We start from the raw sequence: 21,393 nt of genomic DNA on the forward strand, positions 1-21,393 counted from the left end.
GATGCAAGCGCATTTTGATCGGTACGAAGGGCTCAAATTATAGGCAGTACCGTACCGATGACACGGCGACGCCGGAGCATGACCGGCCCATCGCCCCGACCCGGCAACCGGCGCCGCGAGGTGTCGTTCGCCGCACGGCTTTGCGCCGTGAGAGCCGCGCGATGGCTGGACTTTACGAAAGAGTCGAGATGACGACGTATTCGAACGAAGCGGTACTCGAGGCACTCCGGAGAGTGCAATATCGCCAGGTTCCGTGGGCCAAGCGCCCGGGCGTCTTCGAGTATTTACGCGGGCTCGGCTTGATGGAGACGGTGCGACAGCGCACCGTCGCACCCGGGGCGGGTTTTCACGCGCCTGTGGACATCGCCGTGCTGACCGAACGGGGCCGAGCCGAGTTTACACGGCTCGCGCGCCAGGAGCGCTCGCTCAATTGGGCAGGGCTGCGCACGGACGGTTACGTGCTCGGCGAAGCGCGTGCTGCCGACGCAGTGGATCTGAGGTCGTAACGCACCGCACATCCCCATCTCGTTCCATTCGCTGATTCTTTTTTCGCTCGATTGCCGGTCGACCAGAAAAAAGCCCGTATCGCGAGGATACGGGCTACCGGATATTTCTGCTGCTGCCACGCTGTGTTCATGGCAATGATTCGGACTGATTGCCGCGCGAGTGGTTCCCGCATACGGTTGCGATTTGCATTGGCGACACCACGAGCGAGGCGCGGCTGGTGCGGTTAGCGGCTTTTCCGCGCGCTCGGGGCGTGCGGCGGCTCAGGATGTGAGCGTGCGTTGTTGACGATATCCCCGCGCAGGTTGCCGCGCGGCGCCGACGCCGGCGTCATCTCGCGCACGGGCTCGGCGTGCGGGGCTCTGATCTCGACGGGAGGATCGGCGGCACGCGTGTCGTCGCCAGCGGCCGGCCGTACGATTGCGGCCAAGGCAAGCAGCGACACCGCTGCGCCACCCAACAGCAAAGGCGCTCGCAACATGATCAATCGTGGCTCCCGGCACGCCGCTCAAATGCGGCTTGTCCATAACCGACAAATTAAATGCGCGAGCGAAAGCGCGCTGTAAATATTGGTAAATGGATGTTTCGCCCCAATCGGAAGTGCGAGCGAAAGGGGATTGGATGCCGCGAAGCGCGGGATTCGCGCTTTGCCATCAGGATTCGATCAGGGGGAGCGCCGGCTCGGGGTGGCCGGCGACGATGGCGACTCGCGAGGTGGATGCGATGTGCGATGCGAGTCGTCGCGAGAACGGGAACGTTACGCCATCTTGGCGGGTGCGCGCCAGGATTCGGGATTGGTCCAGAACGCGCCGCGCAAGCGATCGCGGCTCGGCGGCGCTGGCGGCTTGACTGCGGTGGTGCCGATGCGCCCGCGCAGCGAGATCTCGCGGCCGCAACCGCTCAGGCGGTTGACGATTTCAGTGAGCGTACCGTCCGCTTGCCACTCGTCGAAGCGGCGCCGGCAAGTCGGCGGGGATGGATAACGGCCCGGCAGCTTCGACCAGCCTTCGCCGGTCGAAAGCACCCACAGCACCGCGTTGACAACTGCACGCGCTTCCACGCGAGGGCGTCCGCGTCGCTCGCTGCGTGCGGGCTCCGCACAGAACAGCGCCTCGACCAGCACCCACTCGTTATCCCTCAAATCGTCGAACATCATGTCCTCACCTCAGCGAAACTAACCCCGGTGCGCAGCCCCGCGCCGCGCACTCTTGCGACACCCGGAGACAGGGTGTCGAGCGAGCCATATCGGGCTGCCGCGAACGATCTCGTTCGTTTTACCGGCAGCGCCAACGTCGCCGCGCCCGGCAACGCATGAAGCGTGCCACGTTGGTCGCGGATGCCGCAAAGCCCTGTCGCAGCAGGCTCGCAGGGATGTCAGCTAGGGGCGTATAAGACGCCAAATCGAGAGGGCAGAAAATCAGGGCAATCACCAATCTTGTGCAATTCGGCGCAGGGCGGGTGCGTTCGCGCCCGATTATTGCGATGCGGAAAATAACGTCGGCAAGCGATGCGAGACCTGGGTCCAATGCTGATGTTTCGGGATGTTGCCAGTCTGATTTTCGGTTTGCTAACGCAGCATCTACCGCCCGATGGCGCGGCGATGTTGCCGCATGATGGCGCAATCGATTTGGCAATGGCCGTTGCACTCGCGCACCGGCCTGGCCTCAATATCGTCGTTGTTTACGCACCCGGCCTTTTTGCGTAAGATGGCGTCAAGTCACGCGGCGTCTTCTCCGGAATACCGCTGCTTCGTCCGGCTGGGTTAGGCTTGATGGCTGTTCAATTCGCCACCCCCCGGTTCGTGCTCCCATCAATATGACCGATCAAAATCGGGCGAGCGCGTCTTCAGTTCCATATCGTCTGTTTGATCCGGTTCGTTGACCACAGGGTCTGATCTAGCTGCATGAATACCCAAGAGGCGAAGATCGTCCTCGAGACTGCTTTGATTTGCGCGCAAGAACCGCTGAGAGTCGGTGATTTGCGCAAGCTTTTCGCCGACAGCGTATCGGCGGATACAGTCCGTGCATTACTTGAGGATTTGAAGAAGGATTGGTCCGGGCGTGGCGTCGAGCTCGTCGGACTGGCCTCCGGCTGGCGCTTTCAGAGCAAGCCGGCCATGCGCGTCCATCTCGATCGCCTGCATCCCGAGAAGCCGCCGAAGTATTCGCGTGCCGTGCTCGAGACGCTCGCAATCATTGCCTATCGGCAACCGGTCACGCGCGGCGATATCGAGGAAATCCGCGGAGTCACGGTCAATACGCAGGTCGTCAAGCAGCTCGAGGACCGCAATTGGATCGAGGTGATCGGTCATCGCGACGTGCCGGGCCGTCCGGCGTTGTATGCGACGACCAAGCAGTTTCTCGACGATCTCGGCCTGAAGGCGCTCGATGAGCTGCCACCGCTCGAAGATCCGGCGATGCCGGAAGGCAGCGCGCTTGCTCAGCATGCGATCGAGTTTCTCGATGCGGCTGCGGCCGAGAGTGAGGTGGCAACGCCCGACGACAAGCTCGGCGCAGCGGTCGCCAGCGAGGCGCCGCAAGATGGGCCGGTCGAGGCCGACGCCGCTCACGCTTCGCATGACGAGGCAAACGTTGCAACGGCCGACGCCGCAGGCGGGCTGAGTGAGCAACCCGCGGCTCAAACGCAAGCCGCAGATTTGGACGTCTTGCACGAGGCTTCGCCGGCAGGCGAGGCGCACGAGACGCACCTGCATTCGCTGCCGGAGGTACGGCACGCCGTCGAACTGGATTCGACGGCCCATGCGACGCACGACGACGGCGCGCATGACGACGCAGCGGATGACGCAAACGAGCTGATCGACGACGAACCCGCGTCGCGCAGCGCTTGACGTAATCGAACCTTTTTGTCGCGCCCGCAACGGGCGCGCGACCTGACATTTTGAGGTTGTTTTGACAGATACCCACGACACCGATTTGTCCGCGTCCGGGCGTGCCGCAGACGCTGCGGGGCACGACGACGCGCGCAAGGCTCGGACGCCGGGCGACACGGAGCATCCGGCCGGCGCTGCGGAAGCGGGCGATCAGGATCGTCCGCGCCGTGGTTTGCGGCGCGGGCCGCGTAGCTTGATTGCGCGCCGTCGCGCGGCGGGCAAGACGAAGGGCGAGGCGACGCAGCCTCAGTCCGATGCGGCGCCGTCGGCCGAGCCGCAAGCGCAGCCCGAAGGCGAGGTGCCGTCGCAAGCACGGCCGGCGCGCAAGCAGGCGGGCGCCAAGGGGCCGCGCAAGCAGGCTGGCGGCGGGCGACGCGAAGGCGGCCAGGGCCAGGACAAAGGCCAGGGCAAGCGCGAGGGCAGCAACAAACGTGACGAGCAGCGTGACGACAAGCGCGCCGATGTCGCGCAGCCGTCGCAAGACGATTTGTTCTCCTATGTGACGTCGCCTGCGTTCGACGCCGACAACAACACGACTGGCGGCGTGCGCGCCCCGATGCTGCGGCGCGGCCGCCAGGTTCAGCAAAAGCGCGTGCTGGCGCCGGACGACGATGCGCCGAAGCTGCACAAAGTGCTGGCCGAGGCTGGCATGGGCTCGCGCCGCGAAATGGAAGAGCTGATCGTCGCGGGGCGTGTGTCGGTCAACGGCGAGCCGGCTCATATCGGCCAGCGCATCATGCCGACCGACCAGGTCCGCATCAACGGCAAGCCCGTGAAGCGCAGGCTTCAGGCGAAGCCGCCGCGCGTGCTGCTCTACCACAAGCCGACGGGCGAAATCGTCAGTCATGCCGATCCCGAAGGGCGGCCGTCGGTGTTCGACAAGCTCCCGCCGATGAAGACGGCGAAGTGGCTGGCCGTGGGCCGGCTCGACTTCAACACCGAGGGGTTGCTGATGCTGACCACCTCGGGCGATCTCGCGAACCGCTTCATGCACCCGCGCTACAGCGTCGAGCGCGAGTACGCGGTGCGTGTCGTCGGCGAGCTCAGCGAAGCCTCGCGGCAAAAGCTGTTGCACGGCATCGAGCTCGACGATGGCCCCGCCAATTTCCTGCGCATTCGCGATGGCGGCGGCGAAGGCACCAATCATTGGTATCACGTTGCGCTCGCGGAAGGGCGTAATCGCGAAGTGCGACGCATGTTCGAGGCGGTCGGCCTGATGGTGAGCCGTCTGATCCGTACGCGTCACGGCCCGATCTCGTTGCCTCGCGGTTTGCGCCGTGGCCGCTGGGAGGAGCTCGAAGACAACCAGGTGCGTAGCCTGATGGCTGCGGTGGGTCTGAAAGCGCCGACCGAGGAGAAGGGCGGCAAGCGGGCGGCGCCTGAGCGTCGACAGCCCGACCCGATGCAGACCTCGATGGGCTTCATCAGCCGCGAACCCGTGCTGACGGCTCACGGCCGCTTCGAGCAGCCGCGTGGCGGCCGGCGCGGCGCGGCAGGGGGCTTCGGTGCCGGGGTCGGTTTCGGCGAGGGTTCGGGCGGCTACGGTAACCGCACTGGCGGCGCCGGCGCTGGCCGTGGCGGCAAACCACGCGGCGGTGGCGGTAATCGCGACGTGGACGGCAACCGTGCGCCGACGACGGGCGCCAAGCGTGCGCAGGGCGGCAACGCCAATGGCAATCGTGCACCCGGCGCCGGCGGTAACCGCACGGGTGGCGGCAATCGCGGCGCGCAGTCGCCGCGGCCGACGACGCAGCGCAACCGGTCGCGCGGACGCTGAGCGATGCTGACGGGACCGTCGAACGGCGGTCCCGCGACACCCAAACAGCCTGCTTTCGACGTCCCGGCGGTTTGACGCTGGGATGCTTGCTTTGCAAGCGTCTCGAAAAATGCTAGACTCTCGAAGTCGCTGGGCGTGCGGCTTTCTCTCTGTGCGGCTCAGGTGCGACCACCGGTAAGAAGATGGGCGTGAAGCCCATTTTTTTTTGCGGTAACGGTTCGGCATCTCGAGTAGCGCTCTCTTTCCGCGCGCGAGGCAAGGCGCGCGGCCCGTGAGGTGTGTCGCGTGGCGCGCGTGAACACCTTAGAGGGCATTGTGCAACTGACGGAACTGATAGAAACCACGGTCACGGGTCTGGGCTACGAATTAGTCGACCTCGAGCGGACCGGGCGCGGCATGCTGTGTATCTACATCGACCAGCCGGCCGGCATCGCGATTGAAGATTGCGAAAAGGTCACGCGTCAGCTCCAGCACGTTCTGACGGTTGAAAATATTGACTACGAACGGCTCGAAGTGTCGTCGCCGGGGCTGGACCGTCCGCTGAAGAAACTCGCGGATTTCGTCCGCTTCGCGGGCAGCGAGGCCGTTGTGACGTTAAAAAAACCGTTGGACGGGCGCAAATCGTATCGGGGCATCCTGCATGCGCCGAACGGGGAAACGATCGGTTTGGAATTTGAAGGGAAGGAAGGCACCGCGATGCTTGATTTCACGCTCGCGGATATTGATCGCGCACGCCTTGTCCCGCACGTTGACTTTAGGAGCCGTAAATAATGAGTCGCGAAGTATTGATGCTGGTGGATGCGCTGGCGCGCGAGAAGAACGTCAATAAGGATGTCGTGTTCGCTGCGCTCGAAGCCGCCCTTGCTTCAGCCACCAAGAAGCTCTTCGAAGAAGACGTGGATATTCGCGTCCACATCGATCGTGAAAGCGGCGAGCATGAAACGTATCGCCGCTGGCGCGTCGTGCCGGACGAAGCAGGTTTGCAACAGCCGGATCAGGAAATCCTGCTGTTCGAGGCTCGCGAGGATCAGCCCGAGATCGAGATCGATCAGTTCATCGAGGAACCGATCCCCTCGATCGAATTCGGCCGTATCGGCGCGCAGGCCGCCAAGCAGGTGATTCTGCAAAAGGTGCGCGATGCCGAGCGCGAGCAGATCCTGAACGACTTCCTCGAGCGCGGCGAAAAGATCATGACCGGCACGGTCAAGCGTCTCGACAAGGGTAACTTCATCGTCGAATCAGGGCGCGTGGAAGCGCTGCTGCGTCGCGATCAGCTGATTCCGAAGGAAAACCTGCGCGTGGGCGACCGCGTGCGCGCCTACATCGGCAAGGTCGATCGTACGGCGCGCGGCCCGCAGATCGAGCTGTCGCGCACGGCACCCGAATTCCTCATGAAGCTGTTCGAGATGGAAGTGCCCGAGATCGAACAGGGCCTGCTCGAAATCAAGGCTGCGGCGCGCGATCCTGGCGTGCGCGCGAAGATCGGCGTCGTCGCGTACGACAAGCGTATCGATCCGATCGGCACCTGTGTCGGCATTCGCGGTTCGCGCGTGCAGGCGGTGCGCAACGAGCTCGGTGGCGAGAACGTCGACATCGTGCTATGGTCCGAAGACCCGGCCCAGTTCGTGATCGGCGCGCTCGCGCCGGCTGCGGTCCAGTCGATCGTCGTCGATGAAGAAAAGCACTCGATGGACGTCGTCGTGGACGAAAACGAGCTCGCGGTCGCGATCGGCCGCAGCGGCCAGAACGTGCGTCTTGCCAGCGAACTGACGGGCTGGCAAATCAACATCATGACGCCGGACGAATCGGCGCAGAAGCAGGATCAGGAGCGCGGCGTACTGCGCGACTTGTTCATGGCGCGACTCGATGTCGACGAGGAAGTCGCCGACATCCTGATCGACGAAGGCTTCACGAGCCTCGAAGAGATCGCCTACGTGCCGCTCAACGAAATGCTCGAGATCGAAGCGTTCGACGAGGACACCGTCCACGAACTGCGCAACCGCGCACGTGATGCGCTGCTCACGATGGCGATCGCGAACGAGGAGAAGGTCGAGAACGCCGCCTTGGACTTGAAGAGTCTCGATGGCATCGACGCCGACCTGCTCGCGAAGCTCGCCGAACATCAGATCCAGACGCGCGACGATCTGGCCGAACTGGCGGTGGATGAATTGGTCGAAATGACCGGAATGAATGAGGATGCCGCGAAGGCATTGATCATGAAAGCACGTGAACACTGGTTCCAGTGAGTGAACAACCATGACGCACTGACCCCACAGCGGCCGCTGGCCGCCTGACCCGATGCTAACCGCAAGGAATCGGTCCTTGCATTAAGAGGAATGAATGGCGAGTAACAACGTAGCCCAATTTGCCGCGGAACTGAAAATGCCTGCCGGAGTGCTGCTCGAACAGCTCCAGGCTGCGGGTGTCCAGAAAGCGAGTGAGGACGATGCCTTGTCGGAATCGGACAAGGCGCGTCTGCTCGATCACTTGCGCAAGTCGCATGGCGCGTCCGACACGGACAAGCGCAAGATCACGCTGACCCGCCGGCACACGTCGGAGATCAAACAATCCGACGCGACGGGCAAGGCTCGTACCATTCAGGTCGAGGTGCGCAAGAAGCGTGTCTTCGTCAAGCGTGACGAAGCCGCCGAAGCGGGTGTGGCCGATGCAGCGGACCAGGCTGCGGCCGAAGCCGCCGCAGCAGCGGAAAGCGCCGAGCTGCAACGACGCGAGGAAGAGGCTCGCCGCGAGGCCGAGCTGCTCGCGCAGCAGGCTCAGGAGCTCAAGGAGCGTCAGGAACGTCTCGAGCGTGAAGAGGCCGAGCGCCAGGCGCGCGAGCGCGCGCTCGAAGCCGAGCGCCGCCGTGCCGAGGAAGAAGAGGCTCAAAAGCACGCCGAAGCTCAAAAGCACGTCGAAGCGCAAAAGCACGCGGCCCAAAAAGACGCCGAGGCTGCTGCACGCGAACAGGCCGAACGTACTGCGGCCGAGGACGAGCGCGCCGCTGCCGAGCGTGCGGCGCAGCGTGAAGCGGCGAAGAAGGCCGAGGACGCTGCACGCGAGGCTGCCGAGAAGGCGCGTGTCGAGCAGGAAGATATCCGCAAGCGCCGCGAGAAGGCCGAAGCCGAAGCACGCGCCATCCGCGAAATGATGAACACGCCGCGCCGTGCGCAGGTGAAGGCGCCCGAGCCGGCGCCTGCTCCGAAGCCGGCCGAAGCACCGGCGAAGGCGGCCGAGGCGAAGGGTACGCTGCACAAGCCGGCACGTCCGGCCGGCGAGGCGGCGCGGCCGGGCCCGGGTGCACGCAAGCCCGCAACGGCGGCACCGGCGGCTGCGCCGTCGTCGGCCCCCGCGGGTGCCGACAAGAAGAAGCCTGGCGGCGGTAAGGGCGGCTGGCAGGACGATGCCGCCAAGCGCCGCGGCATCAAGACGCGCGGTGACTCGAGCGGTGGCGTGGATCGCGGCTGGCGCGGCGGCCCGAAGGGTCGCGGCAAGCATCAGGATGCGACGTCGTTCCAGGCGCCGACCGAGCCGATCGTGCGCGAAGTGCACGTGCCCGAGACGATCACGGTTGCCGATCTGGCGCACAAGATGTCGGTGAAGGCTTCGGAAGTCATCAAGGTGATGATGAAGCTGGGCCAGATGGTCACGATCAACCAGATGCTCGACCAGGAAACGGCGATGATCATCGTCGAGGAACTCGGCCACCGCGCTGTGGCGGCCAAGCTCGACGATCCGGAAGCGCTGCTGGTCGAAGGCGAAGTGACCGACGCCGAGCAACTGCCGCGTCCGCCGGTCGTGACGGTCATGGGCCACGTCGACCACGGCAAGACCTCGCTGCTCGACTACATCCGCCGTGCGAAGGTGGCGGCTGGCGAAGCGGGCGGCATTACGCAGCACATCGGCGCTTATCACGTCGACACGCCGCGCGGTGTCATCACGTTCCTCGATACGCCGGGTCACGAAGCGTTTACTGCAATGCGTGCGCGCGGTGCGAAAGCAACCGACATCGTGATTCTCGTGGTTGCGGCCGACGACGGCGTGATGCCGCAGACGAAGGAAGCCATCGCGCACGCGAAAGCGGGCGGTGTGCCGATCGTCGTGGCGATCAACAAGATCGACAAGCCCGAAGCCAATCCCGAGCGCGTGAAGCAAGAGCTCGTGACCGAAGGCGTGGTGCCGGAAGAGTACGGCGGCGACTCGCCGTTCGTGCCGGTGTCGGCCAAGACGGGCACGGGTATCGACGATCTGCTCGAGAACGTGCTGCTGCAAGCCGAAGTGCTCGAACTGAAGTCGCCGGTCGAAGCGCCGGCCAAGGGCCTCGTGATCGAAGCGAAGCTCGACAAGGGCAAGGGCCCGGTCGCGACGGTGCTCGTGCAATCGGGCACGCTGTCGCGCGGCGACGTCGTGCTGGCTGGCTCGGCTTACGGCCGCGTGCGTGCGATGCTTGACGAGACGGGCAAGCCGACGAAGGCGGCTGGTCCGTCGATCCCGGTCGAGATTCAAGGTCTGTCCGAAGTGCCGGCGGCTGGCGAGGAAGTCATCGTGTTGCCGGACGAGCGCAAGGCGCGTGAAATCGCGCTGTTCCGTCAAGGCAAGTTCCGCGACGTGAAGCTCGCGAAGCAGCAGGCCGCCAAGCTCGAAAGCATGCTCGAGCAGATGGGCGAGGGCGAAGTGCAGAACCTGCCGCTCATCGTCAAGGCCGACGTGCAAGGCTCGCAGGAAGCACTCGTGCAATCGCTGCAGAAGCTGTCGACGGACGAAGTGCGCGTGCAGATCGTGCACAGCGCGGTCGGCGGCATCAGCGAGTCGGACGTCAACCTGGCGACGGCGTCCAAGGCGGTCATCATCGGCTTCAATACGCGTGCCGATGCTCAGGCCCGCAAGCTCGCCGAGACGAACGAAGTCGACATCCGCTACTACAACATCATCTATGACGCTGTAGATGAAGTGAAGGCGGCGATGTCGGGCATGCTCGCGCCCGAGAAGCGCGAGGTCATCACGGGGATGGTCGAGGTGCGCCAGGTCTTCCGCGTGCCGAAGGTCGGCGCGGTGGCGGGCTGTATGGTCACCGACGGTGTCGTCAAGCGCTCGTCGTCCGTGCGCGTGCTGCGCAACAACGTGGTCATCCACACGGGCGAGCTCGATTCGCTCAAGCGCTTCAAGGATGACGTGAAGGAAGTGAAGCAGGGCTTCGAATGCGGTATGTCGGTCAAGAACTTCAACGACATCGTTGAAGGCGATCAGTTCGAGGTGTTCGAAGTCACGGAAGTCGCGCGTACGCTGTAACGCAACGCGCGCGGCTCGGGGGCGGAGCGGGCATGTAGCCTGCTCCGCCCGTTGTTTTTTGTGGCAACCCGGTGCAAGTGCAACGTGCCGGGCCGGCGCCAGTTATCGCATCACGGATTGACCATGTCGAAGAAACGCAGCTCTCCGAATCGCAACGTGCAGATCGCCGACCAGATTCAGCGCGATTTGTCTGAACTCATCATGCGCGAGGTCAAGGACCCGCGCATCGGGCTCGTCACGATCCAGAGCGTCGAGCTCACGCCTGACTACGCGCACGCGAAGGTCTACTTCACGACGCTGACCGGCGATGCCGACGCGACACAGGTCGCGCTCAATCATGCGGCCGGCCATCTGCACAATCTGCTGTTCAAGCGCCTGCACATCCACACGGTGCCGACGCTGCATTTCCATTACGACAAGACGATCGAGAAGGCGGTCGAGATGTCCCGCCTCATCGACGCAGCGAACGCGTCGCGCGCCAAGGACGACTGAGTTCCGCCGCACCTTTCGCCCGCCGTTCGTCTCGCCATTTTGCATTCGATGAAGCCAGCCCAACGTCCTCGCGTGCCGCGTCGCACGCTCGACGGCGTATTGCTGCTCGACAAGCCCATCGGCATGTCGAGCAACGATGCGCTGATCGGCGCCAAGCGCCTCTACCTTGCCAAGAAAGCGGGCCATACGGGTACGCTCGATCCGCTCGCCTCGGGCCTGCTGCCGCTCTGTTTCGGCGAAGCGACGAAGTTCTCGCAAGACCTGCTCGATGCCGACAAGACCTACGAAGCGACGATGCGTCTGGGTATCCGCACGACGACCGGCGATGCGGAAGGCGAAGCGCTCGAGACGCGCGAAGTCGGCAAACTAGACGCCGCCGCGTTGGAGGATGCCTTCGCGCGCTTTCGTGGCGAGATCGTGCAGATACCGCCGATGTATTCGGCGCTCAAGCGCGACGGCAAACCGCTTTATGAATATGCGCGCGCCGGGCAGGTAGTGGAGCGGGAAGGGCGGCAGGTGACGATTCACTTGCTCGAGATCCTGCATCACGCGTTGCCCGACGTGACGTTCCGCGTGACGTGCAGCAAGGGCACCTACGTGCGCACGCTAGCCGAGGACATCGGCGAAGCGCTGGGCTGTGGCGCGCATCTGGTCGCCCTGCGGCGCACAGGGGTCGGCGTGCTGACGCTCGAACACGCCGTGACGCTCGATGCGTTGGCGCAAATGGACGCGGCTGAGCGCGATACGCGACTGCAGCCTGTCGATGCACTGCTGTCGACGTTCGCGCCGGTGCGCCTCGGCCAAGACGAGGCCCGGCGTTTTCAGCAAGGGCAGCGGCTGCGGCTTGCCGACTTGCCGGCGTTCGATGCGACGGCTTGTGCGCCGGGGGCGCGTGTCCGCGTCTATCGCGACGCAGACGGCGCCTTGCTTGGTGTGGCGCGTGCCGAGAACGGCGTGCTGGCGCCCGAGCGGCTTGTCGTGAGTGGCGCGTCGGACTAAGCAGACGGCTCGCAGAGATACGGCGGACGCGCCATGGTGTGTCCGCCGCACAAAGAAACGCCCGGTCGATGCCGGGCGTTTTCGTTTGCTTCGCGCGTTTCGTCTGTGCGATCGGCGCTCAATACGTCGTACGCATCAATGCGCGGCCGATGCCGCCGCGCCCGCATCACTTGCGCCTGCGCGCTCCGGTCGTGTGATCCAGATCAGCGCGATCAGCACGATGAAGATGACCGACGACAGGTAGAACAGATCGTTCACGCCGAGCTGCGCGGCTTGCTGCGTGACGAGCCGATCGAACATGCTATAGCGCTGCGAGGCGTCGAGCCCCGTGGCGCCGAGCTGCGCCATCGATTGGCCGAACGTCGGGTCGAGCGCGCTCGCGCGTTCGGTCAACTGCGCATGGTGAAAGCTCGTGCGATGGTCCCACGCGGTCGTGAAGATCGATGTGCCGATGCCGCCGCACATGATCCGCACGAAGTTCGACAGCCCGGAAGCAGCCGGAATGCGCTGACCAGGCAGGCCCGACAGCGTGATCGACACGAGCGGGATGAAGAAGCCCGCCATCGCGATACCCTGAATGAGCGTCGGCACCGCGAGCGACCACGTATCGACGCCCGTTGTGTAGCGTGAGCGCATCCAGAAACACAGCGCGAACACGGCGAATGCGGCCGTGGCGATCTTGCGCGGGTCGGTGCGCGGCAACAACTTGCCCGTCACCGGCGAGAGCAGGACCGCGAACACGCCGACGGGCGCCATCACGAGACCCGCATCGGTGGCCGTGTAGCCGATGTTGGTCTGCAGCCACAACGGCAGCAGCACGAGATTGCCGAAGTAGAGCCCATAGCCGATCGACAGCGCGATCGTGCCGCCCGTGAAGTTGCGCTTCTTGAACAGCGACAGGTCGACGACGGGATGCTCGGCGGTCAGCTCCCAGACGACGAAGAACGCGAAGCCGATGATGGCCGTGAGCGCGAGCACGACGATCGTCGTCGACGAGAACCAGTCGAGGTCCTTGCCTTTATCGAGCATGACCTGCAGCGATCCGACCCAGATCATCAGCAACGCCAGACCGACCGTGTCGATCGGCGCTTTCTTGATGGACGACTCGCGATTGCGGAAGATCGCCCACGTTGCGCCGGCCGCCACGATGCCGACGGGAATGTTGACGTAGAAGATCCACGGCCACGAGATGTTGTCGGAGATCCAGCCGCCGAGAATCGGGCCCGCCACGGGCGCGATCAGCGTCGTCATCGACCACATCGAGAGCGCCAGCGGTGCCTTCGCACGCGGGTAGCTTGCGAGCAACAGCGTTTGCGACAGCGGAATCATCGGTCCCGCGACAGCACCTTGAATGACGCGCGAGAGCAACAGGAACGGCAGCGTCGGTGCGAGCCCGCACATCCACGACGAGATCACGAACAGCACGATCGACGCGAGAAACAGGCGCACCTGGCCGATGCGGTCGGTCAGCCAGCCCGTGAGCGGCACCGAGATCGCATTGGCCACGGCGAACGACGTGATGACCCAGGTGCCCTGATCCGCCGATACGCCAAGGTCGCCCGAGATCGTCGGGATCGACACGTTGGCGATCGACGTATCGAGCACGTTCATGAACACGGCGAGCGATACGGCGACAGTGCCGATCGCGAGCTGTGTGCCGGTGAGCGGCGGGTGAGGGGCTTGCGGTTGAGCCATGACGCTTGGGGTCCTCGAAATGCTTCGGTTGGCGCTTTTGCTACGCTTACATCAGCTTGGCGGCGCCGCTGGCGACCTTCGCAGCGCCAGCACCGTGCGCGGCCGGCTTTTGCTCGACGACGTTCGACGCTGCGGAACCCGCGTTGGCTGTAATGATGCGAGCGATTTCGGCATCGGCTTCGGCGCCGTACTTGTCGAACACATTGGTCTGATAGACGGTGTTCTGCGCGTCGCCGAGCTGCGAGCCCGTGTCGTTCTTGATGTTCACGTCGGCTTGCATCGACAGGCCGACGCGCAGCGGATGCGCGCGCAGTTCCTGCGCATCGAGCGCGATACGCACCGGCAGGCGCTGCACGACCTTGATCCAGTTGCCGGTCGCGTTTTGCGCGGGCAGCAGCGAGAACGCGGCGCCCGTGCCGGCCGAGAAGCCCACGACCTTGCCGTGATAGACGACCGACGAGCCGTAGACGTCCGCCGTCAGTTCCACAGGCTGGCCGATCCGCATGTGCTTGAGCTGCACTTCCTTGAAGTTCGCGTCGACCCACACGCCGTCGAGCGGCACGATCGCCATCAGCGGGGTGCCCGGCGACACGCGTTGACCGACCTGCACCGCGCGCTTGGCGACGTAGCCGTTCACGGGAGCGGGCAGCGTGTTGCGTGCGTTGCCCAGATAGGCATCACGCACCCTGGCGGCGGCTGCCAGCACGTTCGGATGTGTCGCGATCGTCGTGTTGGACGTCAGTGCGCGGTTCGACGCGAGCTGCTGCTGCGCGGCGTCGAGCGCGGCCTGCGCGGCCTTGACGGCGTCACGCGCGTGCGAGATCTCTTCTTGCGACACGGCGCCGGTTTGTGCGACCGTCAGCCGGCGACGCAAATCGTCCTGCGTGCGCGACAGGTCGGATTCGCGCTGGGCGACCTGAGCCAGATACTGATCGTTGTTGACGAACAGGCCGCGCACTTGGCGGACGGTCTGCGCAAGGTTCGCCTCCGACTGCTGGAGCGCGACGCGCGCGTCGGCGCCGTCGAGCACGACGAGCGGATCGCCAGCCTTGACGGTCTGCGTGTCGTCGGCGTTCACGGCGACGACCGTGCCCGTCACTTGCGGCGTGATCTGCACGACGTTGCCGTTCACATAGGCGTCGTCAGTGTCCTCGTGATAGCGCGCGTCGAGGAAGTAGTAGAGGCCGTACGCGACGGCCGCGATCAGAATGACGCCGACCAGCAGCGTCATGAGCCGCTTGCGCTTGCCGTTCGTGGCCGGCGTTTGCGTATTCGCGGCGGTATGTTGAGTGTCGCTCATGGAAATACTCTCCGTTTCTCGAATCTCAGTCGTTCGAATGTCAGTCGTTGCTTGCGTCTTGGTGTTCTTGGTTCGCGTGCGGCTCGCCGGTTCAGCTCGACGCGTGCGCGGCCTGTGCGTTTGCCGCGTTCGATGCATCGCCCGGCGTGGCGAGGCCGGCCGCCTGCGCATCGAAGCCGCCGCCCAGCGCGTGAATCAGCGCGAACTGCAAGTCGCGTCGTTTCATCTTCAGGTTCGTGACCGTCTGCTCGGCCGCGAGCCGGTTGTTGTCGGCGGTCAGGACCTGCAATTGCTGCGACAAGCCGGCCTTGTAGCGGATCACGGCAAGCCGATAGGCTTCGGTCGAGGCATCGAGCGCGCGCTGCGCGTCGCTCATCTCGCGGTCGATCGCGCGGATCGACGCCACTTGCGTCGCGACGTCCGACAGCGCATTGATGAGCGTCTCGTTGTAGTTCGCGACGTCGAGATCGAAGTCGGCGTAGCGGCCCTTGAGCTGCGCACGCAGCGCGCCGGCATCGAAGATCGGCAGATGGATGGCCGGGCCGGCCTGCACCTGACGGCTCGCGGCGGTCAGGAAGCGGCCCCAGCCGAACGCGTCGAAGCCGATGGCGGCGGCGAGGTTGACGTCGGGGAAGAACTCGGCCTTCGCTTCCTTGACGTCGTGCATCGCCGCTTCGACCTGCCAGCGTGCCGCGACGATGTCGGGCCGGCGCGACACGAGGTCCGCCGGCACATTGTCGGGCAGCGTGACATTGCCGCCGGGCGCGAGCACCGGGTCGGCGATCTGCAGGCCACGGTCCGGGCCCTTGCCGAGCAGGGCGGCGAGCTGATAGCGCACGGCCGTGATCTGCCCGTCCAGGTCGGAGAGATTGGCCTGGCTCGTCGCGATGTTGCCGAGCGCCGTCTGCTTCTCGACGTTCGTATCGAGCCCTGCGGTGACGCGGCCGTTCGTGATCGTGCTGACGTCCTTGCGGTTGGCGATTTCACGCGAGGCGATGTCGCGCAGCGCGTACAGCTGCGCGAGCGCGTTGTAGGTGCGGGCGACCGACGAGGCCAGCGCCGTGCGGGCCTGCTGCAGGTCGGCCGCGGCAACCTTCTGCTGCGAGAGCGCGGAGTTCAGGCGCGCGCGGTTCTTGCCCCAGAGGTCGAGGTCCCACGAGACGCTGGCGAGCACGGTGTTCTCGTTGAGCCAGGTGCCGCCGAAGGGGGGCGGATACAGGCTCGTCGCCGAGAGGCGCTCGCGCGTCCATGAATAGCTGCCTTCGGCCTTCGGCAGGAGGTTCGAGCGCGAGCTCTCGGTGAACGACTGCGCCTTCGCGATCCGGGCCTGCGCCTGCGCGATCGTCGGGTTGCCTTCGATGGCTTCGGCGACGAGCTTGGGCAATTGCGGGTCGCCGAACTGGCTCGCCCAATCGAGCGAGGGCCATTGGCCGCCTTCGCCAGGCAGGCTTTGCTTCGTCTCGAGTGCGCCAGCCGAGGTCAGTTGCTTGTCGCTCTTGATGCCCGCGTAATTGACGCAGCCTGCAAGCACGAATGCGGCGACAGCGGCCGCGATGGCGCCGCGGCGCATCGATGCACGCGTCGGCCGAGTGGGAGAGGTCATCGCGGGCCCTTCCGGTGAGAAAGTGATCATGGACATTGCAACTTATTCTTGACGATTGAGGACCGAAATTTGTTGCCGTTACATCGATTTGTCGAGTCAGCGCTCACGCGAGTCCGTCGACGAGTCGCCGGTATTCGTGAGGATGCGCCGGAGCATGTTTTTCAGGAAACCGACCTCCTCGGGCGTGAAGCCCCCTAGTGCCTTGTCGACGACGCCGCCGAAGATGGCCGGCATGCACGCGGCGAGCTTGTAGCCCTCGGGCGTGAGCTCCAGATGCACCGCGCGCCGGTCTTCGCTGCTGCGTACGCGCGAGAGCAGGCTGCGCTTTTCCAGCCGGTCGATCAGGCGCGTGACGGCGCTCGCATCGATGCCGTAGTCGCGCGCGAGCTCGGCCGCGAGCTGACAGCGGCCGCTGCCGATCATGAACAACATGCTGGCTTGGGTGCTCGTGATGCCCAACTCGCTCATCGTGCGCTGCGTGACGAGATTCGACAGGCTCGATTTGCAGCGCGAGAGCAGATAGCCGACGCTCTCATCGAGCTGATAGTCGCTGACTTCCGGGGGCAGCGCGCTGGACGGTTTAGTCATGGCAATTTAGTGCGGTTGCAATAGTTGACTAGGCACGATTATAGGTGCCAATCGGCTACCCGGCAAGCATCGCTCGAGGTAATTAAGCAAATCCTTAGTAATTCATCTCGAAATTATCGCTGGTTATGCGAAATCGCGCTTGGAACCGCTCCGGTCGGGCGCCGACGTGGGGTGGGGGCCAAGCTCGGTTGAGCCGGGCGTATGTCGCGCGGCACGTCTTGCGTCATGGCGACGTGGTACAATCACGGGCTTCCCAAAGTGCGCTTTTTGTATTCGCCCGCCAGGGCGCTCCGATAGCACGCGCACGCAACCGTCCCTGATTCCTATGACTCGCGCCCTACGCAACATCGCCATCATTGCCCACGTCGACCACGGCAAGACCACGCTCGTCGACCAACTGCTCCGCCAGTCGGGCACGTTCCGAGAGAACCAGCAGATCGCGGAACGCGTGATGGATTCGAACGACATCGAACGAGAGCGCGGGATCACGATCCTGGCCAAGAACTGTGCCGTCGAATACGAGGGCACGCACATCAACATCGTCGACACCCCGGGGCACGCCGACTTCGGCGGCGAGGTCGAGCGCGTGCTGTCGATGGTCGACTCGGTGTTGCTGCTCGTCGACGCGGTCGAGGGCCCGATGCCGCAGACGCGCTTCGTTACGAAGAAGGCACTCGCGCTGGGCTTGAAGCCGATCGTCGTCGTCAACAAGATCGACCGTCCGGGCGCGCGCATCGACTGGGTCATCAACCAGACGTTCGATCTGTTCGACAAGCTCGGTGCGACCGAAGAACAGCTCGATTTCCCGATCGTCTATGCATCGGGCCTGAACGGCTATGCGTCGCTCGACCCGGCCACGCGCGAAGGCGACATGCGTCCGCTGTTCGAGGCGATCCTCCAGCACGTGCCGGTGCGTCCGGCCGATCCGGAAGCGCCGCTGCAGCTGCAGATCACCTCGCTCGACTACTCGACGTACGTCGGCCGAATCGGCGTGGGCCGCATCACGCGCGGCCGCATCAAGCCTGGCCAGCCGGTCGTGATGCGCTTCGGCCCGGAAGGCGAGGTGCTGAACCGCAAGATCAACCAGGTGCTGTCGTTCAAGGGGCTCGAGCGCGTGCAGGTCGAGTCGGCGGAAGCGGGCGACATCGTGCTGATCAACGGCATCGAGGACGTCGGTATCGGTGCGACGATCTGCGCGGTGGATACGCCTGAGGCGCTGCCGATGATCACCGTCGACGAGCCGACGCTGACGATGAACTTCCTCGTCAACTCATCGCCGCTCGCGGGCCGCGAGGGCAAGTTCGTGACGAGCCGCCAGATTCGCGACCGCCTGACGAAGGAGCTCAACCACAATGTGGCGCTGCGCGTGAAGGACACGGGCGACGAGACGGTGTTCGAGGTGTCGGGTCGTGGCGAACTGCACCTGACGATCCTGGTCGAGAATATGCGCCGCGAAGGCTACGAGCTCGCCGTGTCGCGTCCGCGCGTCGTGATGCAGGAAATCGACGGCGTGAAGCACGAGCCGTACGAGCTGCTGACGGTCGACCTCGAAGACGAGCACCAGGGTGGCGTGATGGAAGAGCTGGGCCGCCGTAAGGGCGAGATGCTCGACATGGCGTCGGACGGCCGCGGCCGCACGCGTCTGGAATACAAGATTTCGGCGCGTGGCCTGATCGGCTTCCAGAGCGAATTCCTGACGCTGACGCGCGGCACGGGCCTGATGAGCCACATCTTCGATTCGTACGCACCGGTCAAGGAAGGCTCGGTCGGCGAGCGCCGCAATGGCGTGCTGATTTCGCAGGACGACGGCGCGGCGGTTGCGTACGCCCTGTGGAAGCTGCAGGATCGCGGCCGCATGTTCGTGAAGCCGGGCGATGCGCTCTATGAAGGCATGATCATCGGCATCCATAGCCGCGACAACGACCTCGTCGTGAACCCGATCAAGGGCAAGCAGCTGACGAACGTGCGTGCGTCGGGTACGGATGAAGCGGTGCGCCTCGTACCGCCGATCCAGATGTCGCTCGAATATGCCGTCGAGTTCATTGACGACGACGAGCTCGTCGAGGTCACGCCGCAGTCGATCCGTCTGCGCAAGCGTCACCTGAAGGAGCATGAGCGTCGCCGCGCGAGCCGCGAAGGCGCAGTCGACTGATTGCGCCGGCCGGCCCCCGATGGCCGGGCCGATGGAGCAGCGCGCAACTGCCTGTCAAGTTCGCGCGGCTCAATTGGCAGTACCGATGAGATTCACCCGCACCCTACGAGCGTGTTACGCCGTAGGGTGTTTTCTTATCTGCGCGAAATTGTCATCGAAGTTGAGATGACTAGAGTTCTTTTTCGATATTCGAATTGCGATTGAATTGACCATTCGGCTGTGCCGATATCTCGTAAATGACTATGAATAGCATGCGTCTGATCGGCACAGGCGTGTTGCTGGGTGCGGCCTTACGGAGCGCCCACGCGGCGCCCCCGTTGCCGGAGATCGACCAAACACCACGTCAGCAATGGCAGGACATGCAGGATAGATGGCGGACCCAACAACAGGAGTCGCGCCGCAAATCGTTGCAGGAGTCATCTCCCGCCGTTGCTGAGCCGATGCTCGCCCCCGAGCAGGGCACGGCGTGCCTGCCGTGGCAAACGATGCGCGTGCAGGGGCTCGATCTTCTGAGCGAGGCGCGAAGGAATGCGGTACTGGCGGCAGTGCCCAGTGGGTGCATTACCGCACGTGGGCTCGGGGAATTGAGCCGCCTGATTACCGACATGTTCTTGCAAGAGGGCTATTTCCGTATCGACTTGGACCCATCCCAAGCCGACCGACAATTGACCTGGACCGTGCGGCCCGCGAAGGTGACGGCCATTCGCAATTCAACCGCGTTGAGCAGTGGCAACCTGTTTCCGGGACTCATCGGCAAGCCCGTGAACGTCCACGATCTCGACGAAGGGCTCGAGCAAGCCAACCGGCTCGGCGGCCACCACGTGACGATGGATGTCTATCCTGACGAGCAGGGCAATGTGGCCATTGCCCTGACCGACGAAGCCCAGGGGGCCGTGCACGGTTCGATCGGCTGGAATGACTTCGGGCAGGACAGCACCGGGCGCGCGCAAGTCGACGCGCAACTGAGCGTGGATAACCTGGTGGGGCTCGCCGATAACCTGGGAGTCAATGCGGCCAGCACGATTCACACCGATTCGTCTCACTACAGCCGCAACGCGGGCTTCTTTTACAGCATCCCATACGGCTATTGGACGTTCTCGGCCTTGGGTGGTGCTTCGGTATATCGCACGCAGACTCAACTGATCTATAACACGGTGCGGCAGGATGGCGACTCATGGTTTGCCGGCTTGCGTGCGGAGTATGTCTTTTCCCGTGACGCGGCTCATATCAGCTCGATATACGGGCAACTGACGCGCGCGGCGGTGAAGAGCCGCTTCATGGGCACTACGCTCGATATACAGAGCCCTTCTCTTGCCACGTTTTCGATCGGCCTGAACCACACGGCGCTGTTGGGTGGGAACGCGCTTGGCGCCAACGTGGAATACAAGCAAGGCCTGCATTGGCTCGGCGCCGATAAGGATGGGCCGGAAAGCGATCTACCTGCCGCGCAATTCAAGAAGCTCGCTGCGTCCTTTTCCTGGTCGCACGCGTATCGGCTGGGCGCGCACACCGTCCGCTTCGATCACGTGCTGGTCGGGCAATACAGCGCCGATAGTCTTCCATCGCTCGAGCAGATCGGGGTGACGGACCGCAGTGCCGTACGCGGCTTTCGCGACCTCTACTTGACGGGCGATTACGGGTATTACCTGCGCCAGACCGTGACCAGCCCTTGGCCTGTCGGCAATAGCGTTTTCAGTCCGTACCTCGGGATCGATGCGGGCCGGACTCGCCAGCATGGAGGTCAGTGGCAAAGCGCCGTGAGCGGGTCGGTCGGGATCACATTCGATAGGAAACCCTGGTCGGCCAATATCGCGCTCAGTCGAGGCAAGGCCTTCGCACAAGGTATCGGCAGCGATGCGTGGGATACGGAATGCATGGCTCAGGTGCGTGCTTTTTTTTGAAGTTGAAGGCAAACGTTTGACATCCGATCGGGGTGTTGGAGCGTGCGTCATGCCGGCGTGGGAGAGCGCCGATAGAGGGCCGAATATCGAGGAGAGAACAACCCCGCAACAGACGGGGCGAGACGTGGGGGTGACGTGATGCTGGCTTATCAAGAATGAGGCAAATAGAGGCCGCCATTGCGCGGCATAAAACGCTTATAACCATC

The 21,393-nt window shown here is 64.2% G+C and carries 16 protein-coding genes; 10 read left to right on the plus strand and 6 right to left on the minus strand.

The features are described 5' to 3' along the window. The first annotated feature begins 188 nt into the window (after positions 1–188). Positions 189–506 carry a hypothetical protein gene (locus D7S89_RS01620; RefSeq protein ID WP_121275991.1) on the plus strand — a complete coding sequence of 106 codons (318 nt, stop codon included), beginning with the start codon at positions 189–191 and terminating at the stop codon, positions 504–506. 224 nt (positions 507–730) lie between these two features. On the opposite strand, the gene D7S89_RS01625 is transcribed toward D7S89_RS01620, so the two are convergent. Both D7S89_RS01625 and D7S89_RS01630 read right to left on the minus strand, forming a co-directional pair. Then, complete coding sequence (locus tag D7S89_RS01625; protein WP_121274988.1) at positions 731–985, minus strand: hypothetical protein; 255 nt, start codon at positions 983–985, stop codon at positions 731–733. Between the two features lie 276 nt (positions 986–1,261). Beyond that, a complete protein-coding gene (locus tag D7S89_RS01630; RefSeq protein WP_121274990.1) occupies positions 1,262–1,660 on the minus strand; it encodes a transposase in 399 nt (132 codons plus the stop codon). Positions 1,661–2,407: 747 nt separating this feature from the next. Between D7S89_RS01630 and scpB the strand changes: the two genes are divergently transcribed. The 7 genes from scpB to truB all read left to right on the plus strand — a co-directional run bounded on the left by scpB (position 2,408) and on the right by truB (position 11,948). After that, positions 2,408–3,352, plus strand: coding sequence for an SMC-Scp complex subunit ScpB (gene scpB, locus D7S89_RS01640; protein WP_121274994.1), 945 nt, complete (start codon positions 2,408–2,410; stop codon positions 3,350–3,352). A 61-nt stretch (positions 3,353–3,413) separates the two neighbouring features. Further along, positions 3,414–5,171: a 23S rRNA pseudouridine(2605) synthase RluB gene (rluB, locus tag D7S89_RS01645; protein ID WP_121274996.1), complete on the plus strand. Its 1,758-nt coding sequence runs from the start codon at positions 3,414–3,416 to the stop codon at positions 5,169–5,171. 315 nt (positions 5,172–5,486) lie between these two features. Further along, positions 5,487–5,942, plus strand: coding sequence for a ribosome maturation factor RimP (rimP, locus tag D7S89_RS01650; protein ID WP_121275993.1), 456 nt, complete (start codon positions 5,487–5,489; stop codon positions 5,940–5,942). After that, complete coding sequence (gene nusA, locus D7S89_RS01655) at positions 5,942–7,417, plus strand: transcription termination factor NusA (RefSeq protein ID WP_121274998.1); 1,476 nt, start codon at positions 5,942–5,944, stop codon at positions 7,415–7,417. The genes rimP and nusA overlap by 1 nt, the downstream gene beginning before the upstream one ends. Positions 7,418–7,511: 94 nt before the next feature. After that, on the plus strand, positions 7,512–10,457 hold the full coding sequence (gene infB, locus D7S89_RS01660) for a translation initiation factor IF-2 (protein WP_121275000.1): 2,946 nt from the start codon (positions 7,512–7,514) through the stop codon (positions 10,455–10,457). A 123-nt stretch (positions 10,458–10,580) separates the two neighbouring features. After that, positions 10,581–10,949 (plus strand): 30S ribosome-binding factor RbfA, encoded by a 369-nt coding sequence (rbfA, locus tag D7S89_RS01665; RefSeq protein ID WP_121275002.1) that lies wholly within the window; start codon positions 10,581–10,583, stop codon positions 10,947–10,949. A 48-nt stretch (positions 10,950–10,997) separates the two neighbouring features. Then, on the plus strand, positions 10,998–11,948 hold the full coding sequence (gene truB / locus D7S89_RS01670) for a tRNA pseudouridine(55) synthase TruB (RefSeq protein ID WP_121275004.1): 951 nt from the start codon (positions 10,998–11,000) through the stop codon (positions 11,946–11,948). Positions 11,949–12,083: 135 nt separating this feature from the next. On the opposite strand, the gene D7S89_RS01675 is transcribed toward truB, so the two are convergent. The 4 genes from D7S89_RS01675 to D7S89_RS01690 all read right to left on the minus strand — a co-directional run bounded on the left by D7S89_RS01675 (position 12,084) and on the right by D7S89_RS01690 (position 17,134). Then, a complete protein-coding gene (locus tag D7S89_RS01675; protein WP_121275006.1) occupies positions 12,084–13,643 on the minus strand; it encodes a DHA2 family efflux MFS transporter permease subunit in 1,560 nt (519 codons plus the stop codon). 46 nt (positions 13,644–13,689) lie between these two features. After that, positions 13,690–14,943, minus strand: a complete 1,254-nt coding sequence (locus D7S89_RS01680) for an HlyD/EmrA/EmrK family protein (protein ID WP_121275008.1) — start codon at positions 14,941–14,943, stop codon at positions 13,690–13,692. Between the two features lie 91 nt (positions 14,944–15,034). Then, positions 15,035–16,546 carry an efflux transporter outer membrane subunit gene (locus D7S89_RS01685; RefSeq protein ID WP_121275995.1) on the minus strand — a complete coding sequence of 504 codons (1,512 nt, stop codon included), beginning with the start codon at positions 16,544–16,546 and terminating at the stop codon, positions 15,035–15,037. Positions 16,547–16,642: 96 nt separating this feature from the next. Then, positions 16,643–17,134, minus strand: coding sequence for a MarR family winged helix-turn-helix transcriptional regulator (locus tag D7S89_RS01690; protein ID WP_121275010.1), 492 nt, complete (start codon positions 17,132–17,134; stop codon positions 16,643–16,645). A 325-nt stretch (positions 17,135–17,459) separates the two neighbouring features. On the opposite strand from D7S89_RS01690, the gene typA reads away from it, so the two are divergent. Continuing rightward, positions 17,460–19,286, plus strand: coding sequence for a translational GTPase TypA (gene typA / locus D7S89_RS01695; RefSeq protein WP_121275012.1), 1,827 nt, complete (start codon positions 17,460–17,462; stop codon positions 19,284–19,286). A 236-nt stretch (positions 19,287–19,522) separates the two neighbouring features. Next, positions 19,523–21,187, plus strand: coding sequence for a ShlB/FhaC/HecB family hemolysin secretion/activation protein (locus tag D7S89_RS01700; RefSeq protein ID WP_121275014.1), 1,665 nt, complete (start codon positions 19,523–19,525; stop codon positions 21,185–21,187). Positions 21,188–21,393 lie beyond the last annotated feature (206 nt).

Origin of the sequence: Trinickia fusca (assembly GCF_003628145.1) — a bacterium.
Taxonomy (GTDB): domain Bacteria; phylum Pseudomonadota; class Gammaproteobacteria; order Burkholderiales; family Burkholderiaceae; genus Trinickia; species Trinickia fusca.

Excerpts from the sequence above, each read along its gene's own strand:
- D7S89_RS01620 (WP_121275991.1), top strand. The coding sequence starts at position 189 with ATGACGACGTATTCGAACGAAGCGGTACTCGAGGCACTCCGGAGAGTG.
- D7S89_RS01625 (WP_121274988.1), bottom strand. The coding sequence starts at position 985 with ATGTTGCGAGCGCCTTTGCTGTTGGGTGGCGCAGCGGTGTCGCTGCTT.
- D7S89_RS01630 (WP_121274990.1), bottom strand. The coding sequence starts at position 1,660 with ATGATGTTCGACGATTTGAGGGATAACGAGTGGGTGCTGGTCGAGGCG.
- scpB (WP_121274994.1), top strand. The coding sequence starts at position 2,408 with ATGAATACCCAAGAGGCGAAGATCGTCCTCGAGACTGCTTTGATTTGC.
- nusA (WP_121274998.1), top strand. The coding sequence starts at position 5,942 with ATGAGTCGCGAAGTATTGATGCTGGTGGATGCGCTGGCGCGCGAGAAG.
- infB (WP_121275000.1), top strand. The coding sequence starts at position 7,512 with ATGGCGAGTAACAACGTAGCCCAATTTGCCGCGGAACTGAAAATGCCT.
- rbfA (WP_121275002.1), top strand. The coding sequence starts at position 10,581 with ATGTCGAAGAAACGCAGCTCTCCGAATCGCAACGTGCAGATCGCCGAC.
- truB (WP_121275004.1), top strand. The coding sequence starts at position 10,998 with ATGAAGCCAGCCCAACGTCCTCGCGTGCCGCGTCGCACGCTCGACGGC.
- D7S89_RS01675 (WP_121275006.1), bottom strand. The coding sequence starts at position 13,643 with ATGGCTCAACCGCAAGCCCCTCACCCGCCGCTCACCGGCACACAGCTC.
- D7S89_RS01680 (WP_121275008.1), bottom strand. The coding sequence starts at position 14,943 with ATGAGCGACACTCAACATACCGCCGCGAATACGCAAACGCCGGCCACG.
- D7S89_RS01685 (WP_121275995.1), bottom strand. The coding sequence starts at position 16,546 with ATGACCTCTCCCACTCGGCCGACGCGTGCATCGATGCGCCGCGGCGCC.
- D7S89_RS01690 (WP_121275010.1), bottom strand. The coding sequence starts at position 17,134 with ATGACTAAACCGTCCAGCGCGCTGCCCCCGGAAGTCAGCGACTATCAG.
- typA (WP_121275012.1), top strand. The coding sequence starts at position 17,460 with ATGACTCGCGCCCTACGCAACATCGCCATCATTGCCCACGTCGACCAC.
- D7S89_RS01700 (WP_121275014.1), top strand. The coding sequence starts at position 19,523 with ATGACTATGAATAGCATGCGTCTGATCGGCACAGGCGTGTTGCTGGGT.